The organism is Paenibacillus sp. sgz302148, from assembly GCF_056120465.1.
The window spans coordinates 1-16262 of sequence record NZ_JBVYOJ010000009.1 but is presented as its reverse complement, the minus strand read 5'-3'; the positions used below and the strand labels follow the sequence as shown (position 1 = coordinate 16262).

The following is a 16262-nucleotide window of genomic DNA, read 5'->3' as shown; positions in this document are numbered from 1 at the left end:
GTGGAGAAACGCAAATATTACGTGTCGGTGCAGGCGGGGACGGTGCTGTCCGATCAGGGAGCGGCCGCTTACGAGCTCGAGATCCTTGCGACGGACGAGGAAGCGGAGCATATCCGCATGCTGATGGACGAGAAGAGGGAGGCCGAAGATCCGAACTATCTCCACTCGCACGTTCCGGGCATTCCGTACCATCACGATTTGGTCAACGATGTGGACGATTATTATATTCAGGCGCTTTATGAGGAAATTTACAAAGTGGGAACCGAGGAAACGAAAAAGTTTATCGACAGCATGGATATTATGAATTAGCCTGGCCCGAGGGGCCAGGCTTTTTTGCGCATACCGATTGTCATTTCCGTTCAGCGTCGGCCGTCAACGCCAAAGCTCTCCTTGGCTGGTCGACACGGCAATCGCGCCGGACTGGAATAGCTCGGGCAGCTGCGCCGCCGAGTCCACGAAACCGCCTAGAATTATATCGATCCCCGTTTCGCGGCGGACCTCGCTTAGTTTAACATAAGCGAAGCAGGGCATCAGCTCGATATAATCCGGTTTGCCGCTGTCAGCCGTCTTTATAATCGTGCGAATCGAATGCGAATCGATCATAAAGCCGCGCTGCACCGTAGACATCCCGTATTTCTTCGCATGAACGAGCGTCGAAGCCCGCGTGCTGATTATGCCGTTCACCTTCATATCTTTGGCTAAAAAATGGATCGATGCTTCGTCCTCCTTAATTCCTTTCAAGAGATCGAGGTGGACGTACAGCTTCTTGCCCGCCCGGCGCACGGCGTCCACGATGCCCCGCAAATGAATGATTTCGCCCTCCAGCAAAAAAATCGAATCGGACGGGGCGGCGAACGCCTTCTCCAATTCCTTCATATGGCGGACAGCCGGTATGACCGAACCTTGTTTCATCTGAACCGCTCCGCCTCCTTCCAACAGGTTTATTCGAACCGGACGACCGAATGGTACTCCTCTTCAAAATGGCGCAGCTGCTCCTCACGCTCCTCTTCGCTCCAACCGAACAAAGATGCGAGCTCCTCATGCAGCGAAACGTATACGCCGGCCAGCTTCCGCCGCTCGAAAAGCAGCCGGCCGGAGCGACGGATCAGAAAATCGCTTAACGTGCAGATCATTTCGGCTTCCGCGCAATATCGCAGCTCGGCGGACAACAGTAACCGCTCGATATCCGCAGCTTCGCCTTCGCCGCCTTCGGCAATCCGCGACGCCGCATGTTCCACGATGCGCTTCGCGTTTGTGCCGTATTTGCCTACAAGCGCTCTAACGTCATCTTCTCGGATGTGAAGATATCCGTAACGATTCGCCAGGTCGGCGATAAAACCGTTCACGGCTTCAGGCGAACCGAAATTGCCTCCCGACAGCACGATTCCGTCCGTCGTGCATCGATCGAATCGGCGGCCTTGCTCCGCTTGCAGCTGCCGTACGACTAGATCGACAACGCGCTCGGCCATTTTACGGAAGCCGGTCAGCTTGCCGCCCGCGATGGAAATGAAGCCGGACGGCGCAACGAAAATTTCGTCCTTGCGAGACAGCTCCGACGGAGATTTGCCGTCTTCGTGAATGAGCGGACGCAAGCCGGCCCAGCTCGACTGGATATCCTCTATGTTAAGCTTCAAGTCCGGGAACATGGAATTGACCGCGCTAAGAATGTAATCGACATCCTGACGCGTAACGACCGGTTTGTCAATGCTCGCTTTGTACTCCGTGTCCGTCGTGCCGACATACGTTATTTTCCCGCGTGGAATCGCAAACAGCATCCGTCCGTCCGGAACGTCGAAATAAACCGACTGGTTAATCGGAAACCGGTCATGGCTGATGACGAGATGGACGCCTTTCGTCAAATGCAGTCTTTTGCCGTACAACGATTTGTCGCGCTCCCGCAAGCCGTCGACCCAAGGGCCGGTTGCATTGACGATTTTGCGCGCATGGATACGATAGCTTTCGCCGCTCCGCCGGTCCGTAACGACGATGCCGATCACCGTGCCGTTCGGGTCGTAAAGCAATTCCGTCGCTTCGGCGTAATTAACGCAGTATGCGCCGCGCTCCGCCGCCGTTTTCATAACCTCAACCGTTAATCGGGCATCGTCGGTCCGGTATTCGATATACAACCCGCCGCCGACGAGCACGTCCTTGCGGAGCAATGGCTCCAGCCGCATCGTTTGCTCTTTCGATACCATGACCCGTCTTTCGTTCTTGACGACCCCCGCCAGCCTGTCATACACCCATAGGCCGACCGAGGTCGCAAGCTTGCCGTACGAGCCGTTCTTAATGAGCGGCAGCAGCATTTTCTCGGGGATGACGATATGCGGCGCATTGCGGTACAAGATCGCGCGCTCCCGGCCGACCTCTTGAACGAGCTTGATTTCACCCTGTTTCAAATATCGAAGTCCGCCGTGAATCAGCTTCGTCGAGCGGCTACTCGTCCCGGCGGCGAAATCCTGCTTCTCGACGAGACCCACCGTCATGCCTCGCGCTGCGGAATCGAGCGCGATGCCCGCGCCCGTAATGCCGCCGCCGATGACAAGCAGATCCAGCTCCCGCTCCGCCATGCGCTCAAGCGTCGCCCTTCTTCCGTAATAAGACAATTCGGCTTGCTTCGCTCTCTTGACCTCATGCTTCTCCATCGTTCCTACCCCTTGTTATCGTAAGTTATTTATAACGGGCCGCGATTCGGTCAATCGTCGTCGCGTTCCCAATCCATCGTTCGCTTGACGGCCTTCTTCCAGCCTTTGTATAGCTTGCTCCGTAACACTTCTTCCATCTCCGGCTCAAATACGGTCCCGCTCCGAGTTTGACCGGAAAGCTGCTCCATCCGCCAGAACCCGACGGCGAGCCCTGCCAAATACGCCGCGCCTAGCGCCGTCGTTTCGGTCAGCTTCGGTCGCTCGACGCTCGCGGCCAAAATATCCGCCTGAAACTGCATCAGAACCTTGTTCGCCACCGCGCCGCCGTCCACGCGAAGCGATTTGAGCGTAATCCCGGAATCGGCTTCCATCGCCCCGAGCACGTCCTTCGTCTGGTACGCAAGCGATTCCAGCGTCGCCCGGATAAAGTGCTCCTTCTTCGTCCCTCGGGTGAGCCCGAATACCGCTCCGCGCGCGTACATATCCCAATACGGCGCGCCTAGCCCGGCAAAAGCCGGCACGACGTAAACGCCGCCGGTATCGTCCGTTTTCCCCGCCCACAACTCGGAATCTGCGCTGGATTCGATCATATGCAATCCGTCCCTCAGCCACTGAATCGCCGCACCTGCGATAAATATGCTGCCCTCCAGCGCATAGGTCACTTTATCACCGATTTTCCATGCAATCGTCGTCAGCAGCCCGGACCCAGAGCGGATCATTTGGATGCCGGTGTTCATCAGTAGAAAGCACCCCGTCCCGTACGTGTTCTTCGCCATTCCCGCTTCAAAGCACGTTTGCCCGAACAAGGCCGCCTGCTGGTCGCCTGCGTCGCCGGCTACCGGTATTTCCGCGCCGCCGAACGTATGCGGGTCGGTTACGCCGTAGATCTCGCTGGACGACTTTACTTCGGGCAGCATAGCTTTAGGGATGTCGAGCGCCTCGAGCAGCCGGTCGTCCCATTCGAGCTTGCCGATATCGAACAGCATCGTTCTCGAGGCGTTCGACACGTCGGTCACATGCTTCACCCCGCCGGTCAGCTTCCAAATCAACCAGCTGTCAACCGTGCCGAACAGCAAGTCGCCGTTACGCGCTTTGTCCCGAGCGCCTTCGACGTTGTCGAGCAGCCATTTGATTTTCGTCGCGGAGAAATAAGCATCCACAACCAAGCCTGTTCGTTCCAAAATATAAGGCGCAAGTCCCTTTTCCTTCAACTCGTCGCAGAGCTCCGCCGTCCGGCGGTCCTGCCAGACGATCGCATTGTAAATCGGTTTACCGGTCGTCTTATCCCACACGATCGTCGTCTCGCGCTGGTTCGTAATGCCGATCGCCGCGACCTCCTGCGGCTTTACTCCGGTTTTCTCCAGCACTTCGCGGGCGACGCCGCTCTGGGTGCCCCATATTTCCATCGGGTCGTGCTCGACCCAGCCCGGTTTCGGAAAATGCTGCGTGAACTCCTTTTGCGCCGTGCCTGCGATTTCCCCGTTCGCGTCGAATAAAATCGCCCTGGAGCTTGTAGTTCCTTGATCGAGCGCCAATACATATTTTTTGTCCATCCGCGAAAGCCTCCCCTAATTAAGCTCCGGCCTGGCGGCCGTCCATACTCCCATTATACGGCAAACCCGGGTTCGGGAGGTGAAGAAAGCTCCATTCATGACAAAAAGACAGCCAATATGCATGTGTAAAGAAGCGTTCTTCTTTAACACCATATCGGCTGTCTCCATCGTCTCACAGCGAAATTATTTACTTATGGCTTATTGTATATGACGAACGGCGAATTGTAAACCGCTCCGATCCGCCTTATACGATCTGATTCCGCTTCAGAATCGAAGTGAGCTTGATCTGATCGTTGCGGATCCAAACTTTCGAATATTCGATCGGCATGTCGTTGTCCGTATACGTCGTTTGCTCCAGCATCGTAATCGGAGTGCCTTTGTCGATCTGCAATATTTTCGCGATCCGCTCGTCGGCGCCTTTTGCCAAAAAGGACCGTTTGCCCCATACGATTTTTGTTTTGTACTCGTGCTCGATAATGGAAAATAACGTCGCTTGTTCAAAATCGTATTGGTCGAGTCGCGGGTAAAGCTCTACCGACAAATAGTTTTCAAGAAACACGACCGGCGTTCCCTCAAAATAACGGAGCCGCTGCAGCTTGTACACATCGCTGCCCGTGCGCAGCTTGAGCAATCCGTCAATCGGCTTCGCGACCGCGATCGTTTCGACCTTCATCAGCTTCGTGACGAAGTTTTTCTGATTTTCGATCATCGTTTCGGCGATGGATATGAGCCTTTCCGCAAGCGGGTACTCCAGCTGCTCGCCGATCACGAACGTACCCTTGCCATGAATTTGCACGAGAATGCCTTCGGTGATCAGCTGCTTGATCGCCTGCTTGATCGTTCCGCGGCTAATGTCGAGCAGCTCGGCCAAGTCCGCCTCCGACGGCAGCTTTTCTTTGGCCTTCCAGTCGCCGTTCGCGATTTTTTCCTTAATCCAATTCTGCACCTGAACGTACAGCGGTTCAGGGCCGCTTTTATCAATCGTCGGTTTCAATCGGTTCACCCTTTGTGCTTAGATACTACCACTATAGCATGTTCGGATTTTTTTACCATAATAGAATTTGTAAGTTTCCCGCGGGCGGCGTGATTAGCGTTCGCCTTTTTCGTATGGAATGCCGCTTGCTTTAGGCGGTCTTGCTCGCCCGACGAGACCGGCAAGAATGAGAATCGTCAGCACGTAAGGCAGCATTTGAATGAACGCCACCGGCACATATTCGGCGAATCCGAATACTTGCGCGGACGAGCTGATCGCCTGCGCGAACCCGAAGAACAACGCGGCCAGCATCGCTCCCGCTGGATGCCATTTGCCGAAAATGACCGCAGCCAGCGCGATAAACCCTTGCCCGGATATCGTGTTCTGCGAGAAATTGCTCGTTGTCGTAAGGCTGATGATCGCTCCGCCGAACGCCGCGAACGCACCGCTCAGCATAACGCCGATATAACGCATTTTCGCAACGCTGATGCCCAGCGTATCGGCCGCTGCCGGCTTCTCCCCGACAGAGCGCATGCGAAGCCCGAACGGCGTTTTGTATAGGACATACCATGATACGATGACTAGCGCAATCGCGATGTATGAGGTCGGATAAGCCGTGAATAACGCCCGGCCTACATACGGAATGTCGCTGAGGAATGGGATTTCCCACTTCTTGATCAACGTTTGGATCGTTTCGGTTTGCGCCGCGTCGTCGAACATTTGCTTCGTCAAATAAACGGACAAGCCTAAAGCCAAGAAGTTCGTCGCGATCCCGCTGACGACCTGATTCGCTTTGTACGTCACCGAAGCGACCGCATGCGGAAGCGAAAACAACGTACCGACAAGGATCGCCGCCAGAATGCCTACCCACGGGGACCCTGTCGCCAGCGTCGTCACCGCGCCGGAGAAGGCGCCAATGATCATCAGCCCCTCCAGGCCGATGTTGACGACACCGGAACGTTCCGAATAAATGCCGCCTAACGCCGCGAAAATGAGAGGGGTGGAATAAACGATCGTGTTGTGGACGATACTCGTCAAATTGTTAAGCAATTCCATAATCTAGGCCTCCTCCTTCTTTCCGCGGACGACCGCTTTGCCGATCCAGCCCGTAAAATTGCGCACGAGCCGGCCTGAAGCGACGAAGAAAATCACAAGCGCAATGACGATCCGAATAATTTCGTACGGAACGTCCGCCGCCATCTGCATGCTTTTGGCCCCGAACGTCAGTCCGCCGAACAGAATCGCCCCAAGCCCGATCCCGATCGATGTGTTGCCGCCGATGAGCGCGACGGCGATCCCGTCGAAGCCATATCCCGGAAATGCCGAAGAAATCGCCATGTACCCGAATACGCCAAGTCCGTCCGTCGCACCCGCGATGCCTGCAAAAGCGCCGCTGATGCACATCGACAGGACGACGTTGCGATTGACTTTCATCCCGGCGTATTCCGCGCCGTGAATGTTGTGGCCAACCGCCCGCAGCTCGAACCCTTTGGTTGTCCGCCACAGCAGCACGTACATCACGATCGCCGCAATAATCGCCAGCACGATGCCCAGGTTGATCCGGGATCCGCCGAACATCTGGCTCAGCCAGTCAACAGTTAACGATGCCGAGCTGTGAATGTCCGTCGTCCGCTCCCCTTGGCCTTTGAAATAGGTGCGTATCAAATGGTTGACCAGAATAAGGCCGATCCAGTTCATCATGATCGTCGTGATGACTTCATGAACGCCGCGCTTCGCCTTCAAGTAGCCGGGTATCGCTCCCCAAATCCCCCCGGCGACCGCTGCCGCAAGTATCGCGAGCGGAACATGGATGAACCATGGCAGCTCAAAGGAAGTACCGACGATAACGGCGGCCAGTTGGCCGACCATGAACTGTCCTTCGGTACCGATATTGAATAAGCCTGTCCGAAAGGCAAAAGCAACCGACAAGCCGGTCAAGATGAGCGGAGTAATTTGCCGGATCGTCTCGCCAATCAAATAGGGGCTCCCGAACATGCCGTCGAATAACGCCCTATACGCGACGATCGGGTTATACCCGCCAATAAGCAAAATAATCGCGCCGCACAACAAGCCGAGCACGATCGAAATGATAGCCGTCGACAGCGTTTGGTTTCGCATACGATCGAGAAGCTGCTTCATACGACTGTTTTCCGCCCTTCCTTCACCGAGCCGGACATCAGCAACCCAAGCTCCCGTTCTGTAGTCTGTTTCGGATCGACAATGCCCACGATTTCGCCTTTGAACATCACGGCGATTCGATCGCAAAGGCCCATGACCTCATCCAGCTCAAAAGAAATGAGCAACACGGCCTTTCCCTGATTGCGCTGCTCCACCAGCCGGCGATGGATGAACTCGATCGCGCCTACGTCGAGACCGCGCGTCGGCTGCGCCGCGATCAGCAAATCCGGATTGCGCTTGACTTCGCGCGCGATAATCGCTTTCTGCTGATTGCCCCCCGACAAGGCGCGAATCGGCGTATCCGCGCTTGGCGTCCGCACGTCAAATTCGCCGATCAGCGTTTCGGCGTTTTTGAGCGTTTCGTCCCGGCGGATAAACCCGCCGCTGCTGAACGGTGGCTGATAATACGTATTCAGCACCATATTCTCCGCCACCGTAAAATCGAGCACGAGCCCGCGTTTTTGCCGGTCTTCGGGAATGTGCGCCATTCCGCGTTCCGTCATGCGGCGAGTGGACAGCTTGGTGATCTCTTCGCCATTGAGATAGATATGACCGCTGTCGATTTTGCGCAGTCCGGTCAGCGCCTCGATCAGCTCGGATTGGCCGTTGCCGTCTACGCCGGCGATCCCGACGATTTCGCCTCCGTGCACTTCCAAATTAAGCCCGTTCACGGCGCCGATGCCCCGATTGTCGCGAACGACGAGGTTCTCGACGCGAAGCACCGTATCGCCCGTTTCTTTGGCTTCTTTGTCCACGGTGAAGTTCACCTCGCGGCCGACCATCTTCTCCGCCAGCTCATGCTCGTTCGTATTCCCGATCGGAAACGAGTCGATCACTTTGCCGCGGCGAATGATCGTCACCGTATCGGCGATGGACATGATCTCCTTCAGCTTATGGGTGATCAGAATGATCGTCCGGCCTTCTTTGGCCAAACTGCGCATAATTTCAATCAGCTCTTGGATTTCCTGCGGCGTCAGCACTGCCGTCGGCTCGTCGAAAATTAAGATTTGCGCGCCGCGGTACAATGTTTTCATAATCTCCACCCGCTGCTGCATCCCGACCGAAATATCTTGGATCAGCGCACGCGGGTCGATTTTTAAGCCGTATTTTTCCGAAATATCGCGGATGGACGCTTCCGCCTTGCGGTAATCGATTTTGATCCCTTGCTTCGGTTCGGAGCCGAGGATGATGTTCTCCGTAACGGTAAACGGCTCGACAAGCATAAAATGCTGGTGCACCATGTTAATGCCAAGCCGGATCGCCGTGTTTGGATCGACAATGTCAACCTGCTTGCCGTCGACGTAAATTTCGCCTTCGTCCGGCTGGTAAAGACCCATCAGTATATTCATGAGCGTAGATTTGCCTGCGCCGTTCTCCCCGAGCAGCGCATGGATCTCGCCTTTTTTCACTTGAAACGAAATACGGTCGTTCGCTGTAATGCCCGGAAACCGCTTCGTGATATTGCGCATTTCGATCGCGATGGACATGGCTTCCTCCCTTGGCTGCAATGACGACAACAAGGCATACAGAGTATACCTTGTCGCCTGAAGTCAGCTAAGCTTTAAAATTGCTGAACTCTTCTTTAGTTGCGGGTACTTTGATTTCCCCTTTGATGATTTTTTGCTTGAACGCTTCGACTTGGTCCAAAATTTCTTTGGATACGTTCACGCTGGAAGTTTTCGAAATGTCGACGCCGTTTTCGGCGAGGCCCAGCTCGGTTTGCTTGCCGCCCGGGAACGTTCCGTTCAAATATTGCTCGGAGATCGTGTAGATCGCTTCATCTACGCGTTTGATCATCGAGGTCAAGGTGATGTCGGTTCCGAATTTGACCGATTGGTCTTTGTCAACGCCGATCACCCATACATTCTGGCCTTTATCCTTGCGTTCTTTCGCTTCGTTGAATACGCCGTCTCCCGTTGCGCCGGAAGCGTGGTAAATGATATCGACGCCTTTGTCGTACATCGTTGCGGCCGTTTGCTTGCCAAGGTCCGGAGCCGCGAAGGAGTTCGTATACACCGCGGACACGGTCGCTTTTGGATTTGCGGCTTTGACGCCCGCTTTGAAGCCGTATTCGAATTTATTGATCGTCGCAAAATCAACGCCGCCGACAAAGCCGACTTGATTCGTTTTGGTTGTTAAACCTGCGATGACGCCAACCAAGAAGCTGCCTTGCTCTTCCTTGAATGTTACGGATGCGACGTTAGCCGGAATTTTGCCTCCCAGGTTCGAGTCGACAACGCCGAACATTCTGTCCGGATTCGCAGCGGCAATTCGGCTTAACGCCGTGTCCATCGAAAATCCGATCGCCCAGCTCAAATCCCATTTTTGCTGCACGAATTGATTGAGGTTCGTTTCATAGTCGGCGTCGCTTTTGCTTTCGAGATATTTGACCGTGACGCCCTTATCTTTGCCCAACTTCTGCAAGCCTTCCCAGCTCGTTTGGTTATATGAGTTGTCGTTGACGCCGCCAAGGTCTGCGACCATGCCGATTTTTTTGGCGCCTTCGCCCGCCGCTCCGCCGCCTCCGGCTTCTTGCTTCTTCCCGCAGCCGACAAGCGCGATGCTGAGAACAAGAATGATGGCGGCCGTTAAAGTGACTACTTTTTTCATTTTTGATGTTACCCCCGATTTTTTATGTGGATTTAAACGATTTGTTTGAGCACATTCACCAGTATGTTCTTGAAACGGTCCCGATCGACTTCCTCGCATACGGTGACGTTCGCTTCGCGTCCTAACCTGCCGTTGATGTCTACGACGCTATAGCCCCGCGTATACTCGCCGGCCAGCTCGACATCGACGAAATAGTCGCCGCTCTTCGACATGACGGCTGGATCCGCAGCGACGGCAACGAGCAGCGCGTCGGGATGCGTCGTCCCCTTCAGGCGGTGCACTTCCTTGTTGAATTTCATGACGACCCGGTTCACGTCGTGGAAGAAACGTGTTCCCGTCGTGTTCAACGCCGTGATTTCGGCATGATCGTTGTCATCCATAATGGAATACCGCGTGCACATTTCCCAGCCGACCATCGTGATCGGAATGCCGGAGCGGAGCACGATTCGCGCTGCTTCGGGATCGACCCAGAAGTTGTATTCCACGGTCGGCTTAATGTTGCCGAGCGCGTTATTCGTGCCGCCCATCACATAGATCCGCTCGATTTTGCCGGCAATGCTCGGATCGCGCTGCAGCGCCATTGCAATGTTCGTGAGCGGCGCGATGGCCAGCAGCGACAAATCTCCTGCATATTGATGCGCCTTCCGGATGATGATGTCTACGGCATGTTCCTTCTCGGGACGTTGAACCGCCTTGTCGAAAAACGAATCGCCCATGCCGTCGCGGCCATGGACCGCTTCGACGGTTTCATGCTTGCCGAGCAGCGGAGCCTCGCAGCCTTTGTATACCGGCACGGTGCCGCCTTTGCCTGCAACCTGAACCGTATACAGCGCGTTTTCCACCTGCTGGTCGAAGCCGACATTTCCTCCGGCGATCGTTATGGCTTCAAGCTTCAAATTCGGATGCATGAGCGCGATCAAGATCGCGAAACAATCGTCTCCGGCCGTATCCGTATCGAGTATGACTCGTTTCATGACACACCTCCGGGCAATGTGAATCGTTTCATAACCTCCGTAATATATCCGTAAAAAGCGTCCGCATCGACCTCTTCAACCGTCGTTACCGTTTTACCCTGCTCGGAAAGCTCGATACGCCCTTGGCTCGGACCGCTTGCATGAACGATGCAGCGAACTTCGGCCGTCTTCAGCAAATGATCACGCGAACCGACGGACGACGTCGCCAGGACGTCCCACAAATAGTAGGTCGAGTTCGTCGCGAAATGAACGAGTGGAGGAGCCATCGCATAACATTGCCCGATAAAATCAACCGCCGGATATTTGCGCAGCGACGCCCACAAATTGCGGCGACCGAGCGTCATCGGCACTTGGTTCGTCGCCTTCAGCGGGAACATCTCGATCGCGATGCCGCTTTGCCATACGCGGTACGCGGCTTCCGGGTCCCAGTAAGCGTTCCATTCCGCCGTGCCGTCATGATCCGGCTCGTGCACGTTGCCGTCCTTCGTGAACGTGCCGCCCATCCAGACCAGCTTGGCGATCTTCGCTTCGATATCCGGCGCTTGATCCAGCGCCCGCGCCAAATCGGTCAGCGGTCCGAGAAACACGAGCGTAACCGGCTCGTCCGACGCGCGGAGCAGGTTGATCATATGCTCATGAGCAAGCTCCTGTGCTAGCGGCGTGCGAATATGACCCGCTTCGTTCAGCACCGGCAGCGCATCGACGAAATAAGCGTGCATTCTCCATTCGTGCGGGAACGGGTTTTTGCCGCGCGAGTTCGATTCGGCGACCGTAATGGGGGAACCGTCTCCGAACACGTCGATAATTTTGCGGGAAGCCGCAACGGCAGGCTCCAAATAGCAGTCCCCGGGAATGACCGATACGCCGATGAGTTCCACGTCCGGCATTTGCATTAACAACAGCAGCGAAACGAGATCGTCGACGCCTCCGTCATGGTTTAAATACACTTTTGTCATCGGAAAGCATGCTCCTTCGTTATTTATTGTGCACCGTTTTCTTCCTTTTATTTTCGATTCATGAACTCTTCGATCTGCTTGCGAGTCGGCAGCGCCGGAATCACTTCCTCCTTGGTCACGCAAAAGGCGCCGACATGGCAGGCAAAATGAACCGCCTCGCGCAAATCCTTGCCTTCGGCAAGGGCAACCGCAATCGCGCCGGTGAACGAATCACCCGCTCCGGTCGTATCCACCGCTTCGACTTTAGGTGCGGGGAACGATTCGGCGATGCCGTCTTTTGTAACAAGCAGCGCCCCATGTTCGCCGCGCGTAACGATGACAACTTCCGGCCCTTTCGCAAGCAATCGGCCGGCCAGTTCCTTGCACGCCTCCACGGTTAAAGCGTTGGACGGCTCCATGCCGTTCAGAATGAGCAGCTCGGATTCATTCGGCGTGACGATCGTAGCTTCGGCAAGCAGCTCGTCCAAGTTCGGCTTCGCCGGCGCAGGGTTCAGGATGACCGTTTTGCCTGCTTTCTTGCCGATCCGCATTCCTTCCAAAATCGTTTCCACGCGGTTTTCGAGCTGGAAAACGATAATATCGGCTTGCTCGATCACGGACCGTTTCGCTTGCAAGTCAACAGGGCTTAACAAATGGTTCGCACCCGGGTCGACAATGATGCAGTTGTCCCCGTGCTCGTTCAAAAATACGAAGCCAACGCCGGTTTTGGCCGACTCCGAGAATAACACGTCCTCCGCGCGGACGCCTTCCCGCTCCAGCATCGCCACGCTCGCCCGTCCATAAGCGTCCTCGCCTACATAACCGACAAACGACACTTCTCCGCCGAGACGTGCCGCGGCAACGGCCTGGTTGGAGCCTTTGCCCCCGTCGCTTACCGAGAACCCATTCCCTAACAGCGTCTCTCCCCATACCGGCATGCGCGCCGTTTTACACGTGAAACCGACGTTATAGCTGCCGACTACGACAATTCGTTTTTGCTGGTTTTTGTGCATAGGTTTACCCCTTTTATTCGCTCCTAAAATCGCGTTTATTGTGTAAACGTATACAAACGTATATACACATCATAAAACGATATGAACCGTCTGTCAAAGCAATAATTTGTCATCCTGACGATTCGAAAGCTCCCTTGGAGGGAAGAACAAGCAGCGGTCAATAGACGCTGCTTGTTTCTCCTCGGCCGGTTACGATTTTGACGCTACCGCTAGTTCCGATCATATTTGCTCCTGCCGACAATATGTTGACGGCGTCGTCCATCGTACGAATCCCGCCCGAAGCTTTGACGAGCGTACGATCGTTCGCGATCCGCTTCAAGAGCTGAATGTCCTCCACCGTTGCATGTCCGCCTTGTCCCCAGCCGCTTGAGTTTTTCAAATACGTCACGCCCGCGTCTCTCGCCAGCGTAGCCGCCAGTTCCTTCTCTTCTTCGTTCAGCATGCCGAATTCGAGCATGATTTTGACAACCCGTCCGTTCGCCGCTTCGACGACCGCTTTGATTTCCTGCTGAAAATCATCGTACCTGCGGCTCTTGAACCAACCGTAGTTCGGCATAAAATCAATTTCGTCGGCCCCGGCCGCGATAATGTCGCGCGTTTCCGCGACTTTCGTAAAAGTCGTCGCTCCGCCCATCGGATAACCGAAAGCGGTACAAACGTTCACGCCGCTGCCTTGCAGCAGCTTTTTCGCAAGCGGCACCCACGTCGGCTGGATCATTGCGCCGTTGAACCCGTAAGTCATGCAATCCTTGCAAACCTGAACGATGTCGTCCTCCGAAGCGTTCGGCGTAACGAGCGTATGTTGAAGTTTAGCGGCTACTTCTTGTACCGTATACGAATTGGACATGGTGAAGACTCCCTTCGGTCTTTGGAATGTGACGAGCAAGCGTTATTTTCTTGAAACGCATATGCTGCAGTCCATTATTGCTGACCCGACACTCCTGCTTTGGCGAACATAGCATTCGCAATTTCGGTAATTTCTTTAATTTCCTCTTGCGTTACCGTTTCCAGCGTGCGTCCGACGATCTTCTCGCATACCGCTTTAATTTCGGTATAATCGTCCGGATCTTCACCGCGCTGCTTCAAAATCGCAGACAGCCAAGTTTTCCCGTAGCTCGTATGAATCGTTTCGTCCGCCCAGTCAAAATCCATGTCGTGCTGGCTCATCCGGTCGTTCATCGACTCGAAGCTTTTGACGCGGTCGAGCTTTTTGCCGATATTTTTCGATTCGAAATAAAACAGCATGCCGAGACGGTAAATCGGCTCTTGGCCTTTGCAGCTGTCGTAAATGTAAGTTCCAAGCGGCAGCTCGCGGTCTTCGAAGCCCCACGACTTCAGGCGTTCATAACCCATTCGGCAGTGACGGCTTTCGTCATACACCCATCTTGCCGCATCGTATACGAATTCCCATCCGAGCTGTTCGGCAAACGAATATAAAACGAACCCTGCATTTTCGACGGCCCATACTTCGTTAAAATGGCTCACCGCGCTGCGGATTTGCAGCTGGCCGCCGCTGCCATAGCCGAACGATGGGTCGACCATGTCCGGCCAATAGAAGCGAAGGTTGCGGAATTGGTTGCCCCGTGCAGGCACTTCCAACGGCGCAAACGGCTTCTCTGCTTTCAGTTCTGTCGAAGCCGGCTTCGGCGTATCCAGTCCGATGCCTCCGATGCCGTCGACAAGCTCTTGAATGTGCGCAACCCAATCTTCGGCTTCCTTGCGCTCTGTTTCGCTCATTTCGGTCCATAGGATGCCGAGGCGCTTCTCGAACGCTTCGATTTGACGGCCTTTTTCAACGATCGCCAGCTCCATGAAGCGGTACGTCGGCCCGTCGCCGATCTCGTCCGCGAGCTCAAGGTACGTTTCGTAAGCTTTTTTCAGCGCGGGCTTGAACACGCGGGACAATACAGCCAAATAAGCGGCTGCGTTAGGCGCCGATTCCGAATAACGAATTACGTCGATCAGCGCTTGATCCTCGTTGATTTCGAGAATGCGGCTTGGGAAGCGAAGCTCGAATACCCGTTCCCGCAACGCATTTGCGGTCATCGCGTCTTCCCATAAAATTTTTGGCAAAAGCGTTTTCATATCAAAATAAGGGATTCCCGGAAGCCAACCGGCTTGACCGATCACCATCGTTTTTTCGCACAAATAAAATCGTTTCAGGATAACAGCCGTATCATAACGCATATACTTTCCTCTGTGGACACCTGGCAAATACGCTGTACTCATCTGTCTGTTCCTCCTATGTCTGAGAAGTTGACGTATCAGGTAAACATGTCTATATTTGAATATAGACCTCTATATACGTCTTGTTAGATTTATCATAGTTGATTCTTGAATCGGTTGTCAATTCTTAATTCCTGTCAATCTACAAACCCAGTAAGGAGCATACCAATGAACATGACAACGAACTTGAACATGAACGACGGAAGCGAGCGCGCCCCCCGGATGGAACTGCACCAATCCTGGTGGGCGATGCGCGGAGTCGGCGACGAGAGCGGCGAATGGTCGTTGCAGCGTAAATTCGAGAAGATCGCCGAGGCCGGCTTTGACGGCATTATGGGCCGCTTGCCTGCGGACGACGAAGCGGACACATGGCGCAAGCTGCTGGACGAATACCGGTTTTCCTTCGGCATCGAGGCGTTTCCGGCGGAACGGGCGGACTTCGCTGCATTTATGGAACGTGCCAAGGCGTTTGGCGTCAGCTACGTCAATGCGCAGGTCGTGGACTCTTTTATCGTTGGACAAGAAGCCGTTGACCGGCTACATGGCTTGATTGAGGAGGCGTCTTTGTGGGGCATTCCTTTTTTCGTCGAGACGCACCGCGGGCGAATCACGCAAGATTTGCTACGAACGGTAGGTTACGTTAAAGAGCTACCGAATATGCGGCTGACGATCGATTTGTCGCACTACGTATTGGCTGGAGAAATGATTCAACGTTCCGAAAAGGCCGAGCCATACTTCGATCGGCTTCTTGAACGAACGTCCTGTATTCACGGGCGCATCTCGAACGGAGAGCAAATTCAAGTGGATATCGGGCCGGAAGGCCAGCATCCGATGGCCGCGGTATTCGCGGATTGGTGGAGGAAAGGAATGAGCCATTGGCTTGGCGAGGCGAAGCCCGGGGATGTATTGCCTTTTGTATGCGAGCTCGGTCCCGTGCAATACGCGATCACGAAAATCCCGTACACGGTGCCGCCGCAGGACGAGCTATCCAACCGTTGGGAGCAAAATATGGTCCTCAAACGTCTCGCAACTGAAGCTTGGAGCCTGGCATTGAAGCGTTAAGCAAGATAATCTTCTATCGGGGGATTCCACTGACCTCCGGGGCGCGCTTGCCGGCAAACGCGCCCCGCGCGCGAGGCACGGCTTCATCGATGTTGA

General features: G+C 54.7%; 15 protein-coding genes. 2 read left to right on the top strand and 13 right to left on the bottom strand.

Features of this window, described 5'->3' with window-relative positions; genetic code table 11:
- Positions 1–309: a hypothetical protein gene (locus AC0LWM_RS14515; RefSeq protein ID WP_474675673.1), complete on the top strand. Its 309-nt coding sequence runs from the start codon at positions 1–3 to the stop codon at positions 307–309.
- A gap of 63 nt (positions 310–372) precedes the next feature.
- On the opposite strand, the gene AC0LWM_RS14510 is transcribed toward AC0LWM_RS14515, so the two are convergent.
- The 13 genes from AC0LWM_RS14510 to AC0LWM_RS14450 form a co-directional block, all read right to left on the bottom strand.
- Positions 373–912, bottom strand: a complete 540-nt coding sequence (locus AC0LWM_RS14510) for a glycerol-3-phosphate responsive antiterminator (RefSeq protein ID WP_474675672.1) — start codon at positions 910–912, stop codon at positions 373–375.
- A gap of 29 nt (positions 913–941) precedes the next feature.
- The gene (locus tag AC0LWM_RS14505; RefSeq protein ID WP_474675671.1) at positions 942–2642 is read right to left on the bottom strand and encodes a glycerol-3-phosphate dehydrogenase/oxidase; all 1701 of its coding nucleotides are present in this window, start codon (positions 2640–2642) and stop codon (positions 942–944) included.
- A gap of 50 nt (positions 2643–2692) precedes the next feature.
- Positions 2693–4195: a glycerol kinase GlpK gene (gene glpK, locus AC0LWM_RS14500; RefSeq protein WP_474675670.1), complete on the bottom strand. Its 1503-nt coding sequence runs from the start codon at positions 4193–4195 to the stop codon at positions 2693–2695.
- Between the two features lie 244 nt (positions 4196–4439).
- Positions 4440–5189 (bottom strand): GntR family transcriptional regulator, encoded by a 750-nt coding sequence (locus AC0LWM_RS14495; protein WP_474675669.1) that lies wholly within the window; start codon positions 5187–5189, stop codon positions 4440–4442.
- 93 nt (positions 5190–5282) lie between these two features.
- Positions 5283–6224 (bottom strand): ABC transporter permease, encoded by a 942-nt coding sequence (locus AC0LWM_RS14490; RefSeq protein WP_474675668.1) that lies wholly within the window; start codon positions 6222–6224, stop codon positions 5283–5285.
- Positions 6225–6227: 3 nt separating this feature from the next.
- Positions 6228–7307 (bottom strand): ABC transporter permease, encoded by a 1080-nt coding sequence (locus AC0LWM_RS14485; protein WP_474675667.1) that lies wholly within the window; start codon positions 7305–7307, stop codon positions 6228–6230.
- Positions 7304–8833 carry an ABC transporter ATP-binding protein gene (locus AC0LWM_RS14480; protein WP_474675666.1) on the bottom strand — a complete coding sequence of 510 codons (1530 nt, stop codon included), beginning with the start codon at positions 8831–8833 and terminating at the stop codon, positions 7304–7306. Before AC0LWM_RS14480 ends, AC0LWM_RS14485 begins: the two co-directional genes overlap by 4 nt.
- Before the next feature lie 67 nt (positions 8834–8900).
- A complete protein-coding gene (locus AC0LWM_RS14475; protein WP_474675665.1) occupies positions 8901–9956 on the bottom strand; it encodes a BMP family lipoprotein in 1056 nt (351 codons plus the stop codon).
- 32 nt (positions 9957–9988) lie between these two features.
- Complete coding sequence (locus tag AC0LWM_RS14470; RefSeq protein WP_474675664.1) at positions 9989–10930, bottom strand: nucleoside hydrolase; 942 nt, start codon at positions 10928–10930, stop codon at positions 9989–9991.
- On the bottom strand, positions 10927–11886 hold the full coding sequence (locus AC0LWM_RS14465; protein WP_474675663.1) for a nucleoside hydrolase: 960 nt from the start codon (positions 11884–11886) through the stop codon (positions 10927–10929). Before AC0LWM_RS14465 ends, AC0LWM_RS14470 begins: the two co-directional genes overlap by 4 nt.
- Before the next feature lie 47 nt (positions 11887–11933).
- Positions 11934–12878, bottom strand: coding sequence for a ribokinase (gene rbsK / locus AC0LWM_RS14460; RefSeq protein WP_474675662.1), 945 nt, complete (start codon positions 12876–12878; stop codon positions 11934–11936).
- A gap of 157 nt (positions 12879–13035) precedes the next feature.
- Positions 13036–13725 (bottom strand): deoxyribose-phosphate aldolase, encoded by a 690-nt coding sequence (gene deoC, locus AC0LWM_RS14455; RefSeq protein WP_474675661.1) that lies wholly within the window; start codon positions 13723–13725, stop codon positions 13036–13038.
- A gap of 74 nt (positions 13726–13799) precedes the next feature.
- Complete coding sequence (locus AC0LWM_RS14450; protein ID WP_474675660.1) at positions 13800–15107, bottom strand: DUF455 family protein; 1308 nt, start codon at positions 15105–15107, stop codon at positions 13800–13802.
- Positions 15108–15272: 165 nt separating this feature from the next.
- Between AC0LWM_RS14450 and AC0LWM_RS14445 the strand changes: the two genes are divergently transcribed.
- Complete coding sequence (locus AC0LWM_RS14445; protein WP_474675659.1) at positions 15273–16166, top strand: sugar phosphate isomerase/epimerase family protein; 894 nt, start codon at positions 15273–15275, stop codon at positions 16164–16166.
- Positions 16167–16262 lie beyond the last annotated feature (96 nt).

Bases quoted from the DNA above. Each gene is read 5' to 3' on its own strand.
- AC0LWM_RS14445 (WP_474675659.1), top strand. From the start codon at position 15,273: ATGAACATGACAACGAACTTGAACATGAACGACGGAAGCGAGCGCGCC.
- AC0LWM_RS14465 (WP_474675663.1), bottom strand. From the start codon at position 11,886: ATGACAAAAGTGTATTTAAACCATGACGGAGGCGTCGACGATCTCGTT.
- AC0LWM_RS14505 (WP_474675671.1), bottom strand. From the start codon at position 2,642: ATGGAGAAGCATGAGGTCAAGAGAGCGAAGCAAGCCGAATTGTCTTAT.
- AC0LWM_RS14470 (WP_474675664.1), bottom strand. From the start codon at position 10,930: ATGAAACGAGTCATACTCGATACGGATACGGCCGGAGACGATTGTTTC.
- glpK (WP_474675670.1), bottom strand. From the start codon at position 4,195: ATGGACAAAAAATATGTATTGGCGCTCGATCAAGGAACTACAAGCTCC.
- deoC (WP_474675661.1), bottom strand. From the start codon at position 13,725: ATGTCCAATTCGTATACGGTACAAGAAGTAGCCGCTAAACTTCAACAT.
- AC0LWM_RS14510 (WP_474675672.1), bottom strand. From the start codon at position 912: ATGAAACAAGGTTCGGTCATACCGGCTGTCCGCCATATGAAGGAATTG.
- rbsK (WP_474675662.1), bottom strand. From the start codon at position 12,878: ATGCACAAAAACCAGCAAAAACGAATTGTCGTAGTCGGCAGCTATAAC.
- AC0LWM_RS14480 (WP_474675666.1), bottom strand. From the start codon at position 8,833: ATGTCCATCGCGATCGAAATGCGCAATATCACGAAGCGGTTTCCGGGC.
- AC0LWM_RS14475 (WP_474675665.1), bottom strand. From the start codon at position 9,956: ATGAAAAAAGTAGTCACTTTAACGGCCGCCATCATTCTTGTTCTCAGC.
- AC0LWM_RS14450 (WP_474675660.1), bottom strand. From the start codon at position 15,107: ATGAGTACAGCGTATTTGCCAGGTGTCCACAGAGGAAAGTATATGCGT.
- AC0LWM_RS14485 (WP_474675667.1), bottom strand. From the start codon at position 7,307: ATGAAGCAGCTTCTCGATCGTATGCGAAACCAAACGCTGTCGACGGCT.
- AC0LWM_RS14490 (WP_474675668.1), bottom strand. From the start codon at position 6,224: ATGGAATTGCTTAACAATTTGACGAGTATCGTCCACAACACGATCGTT.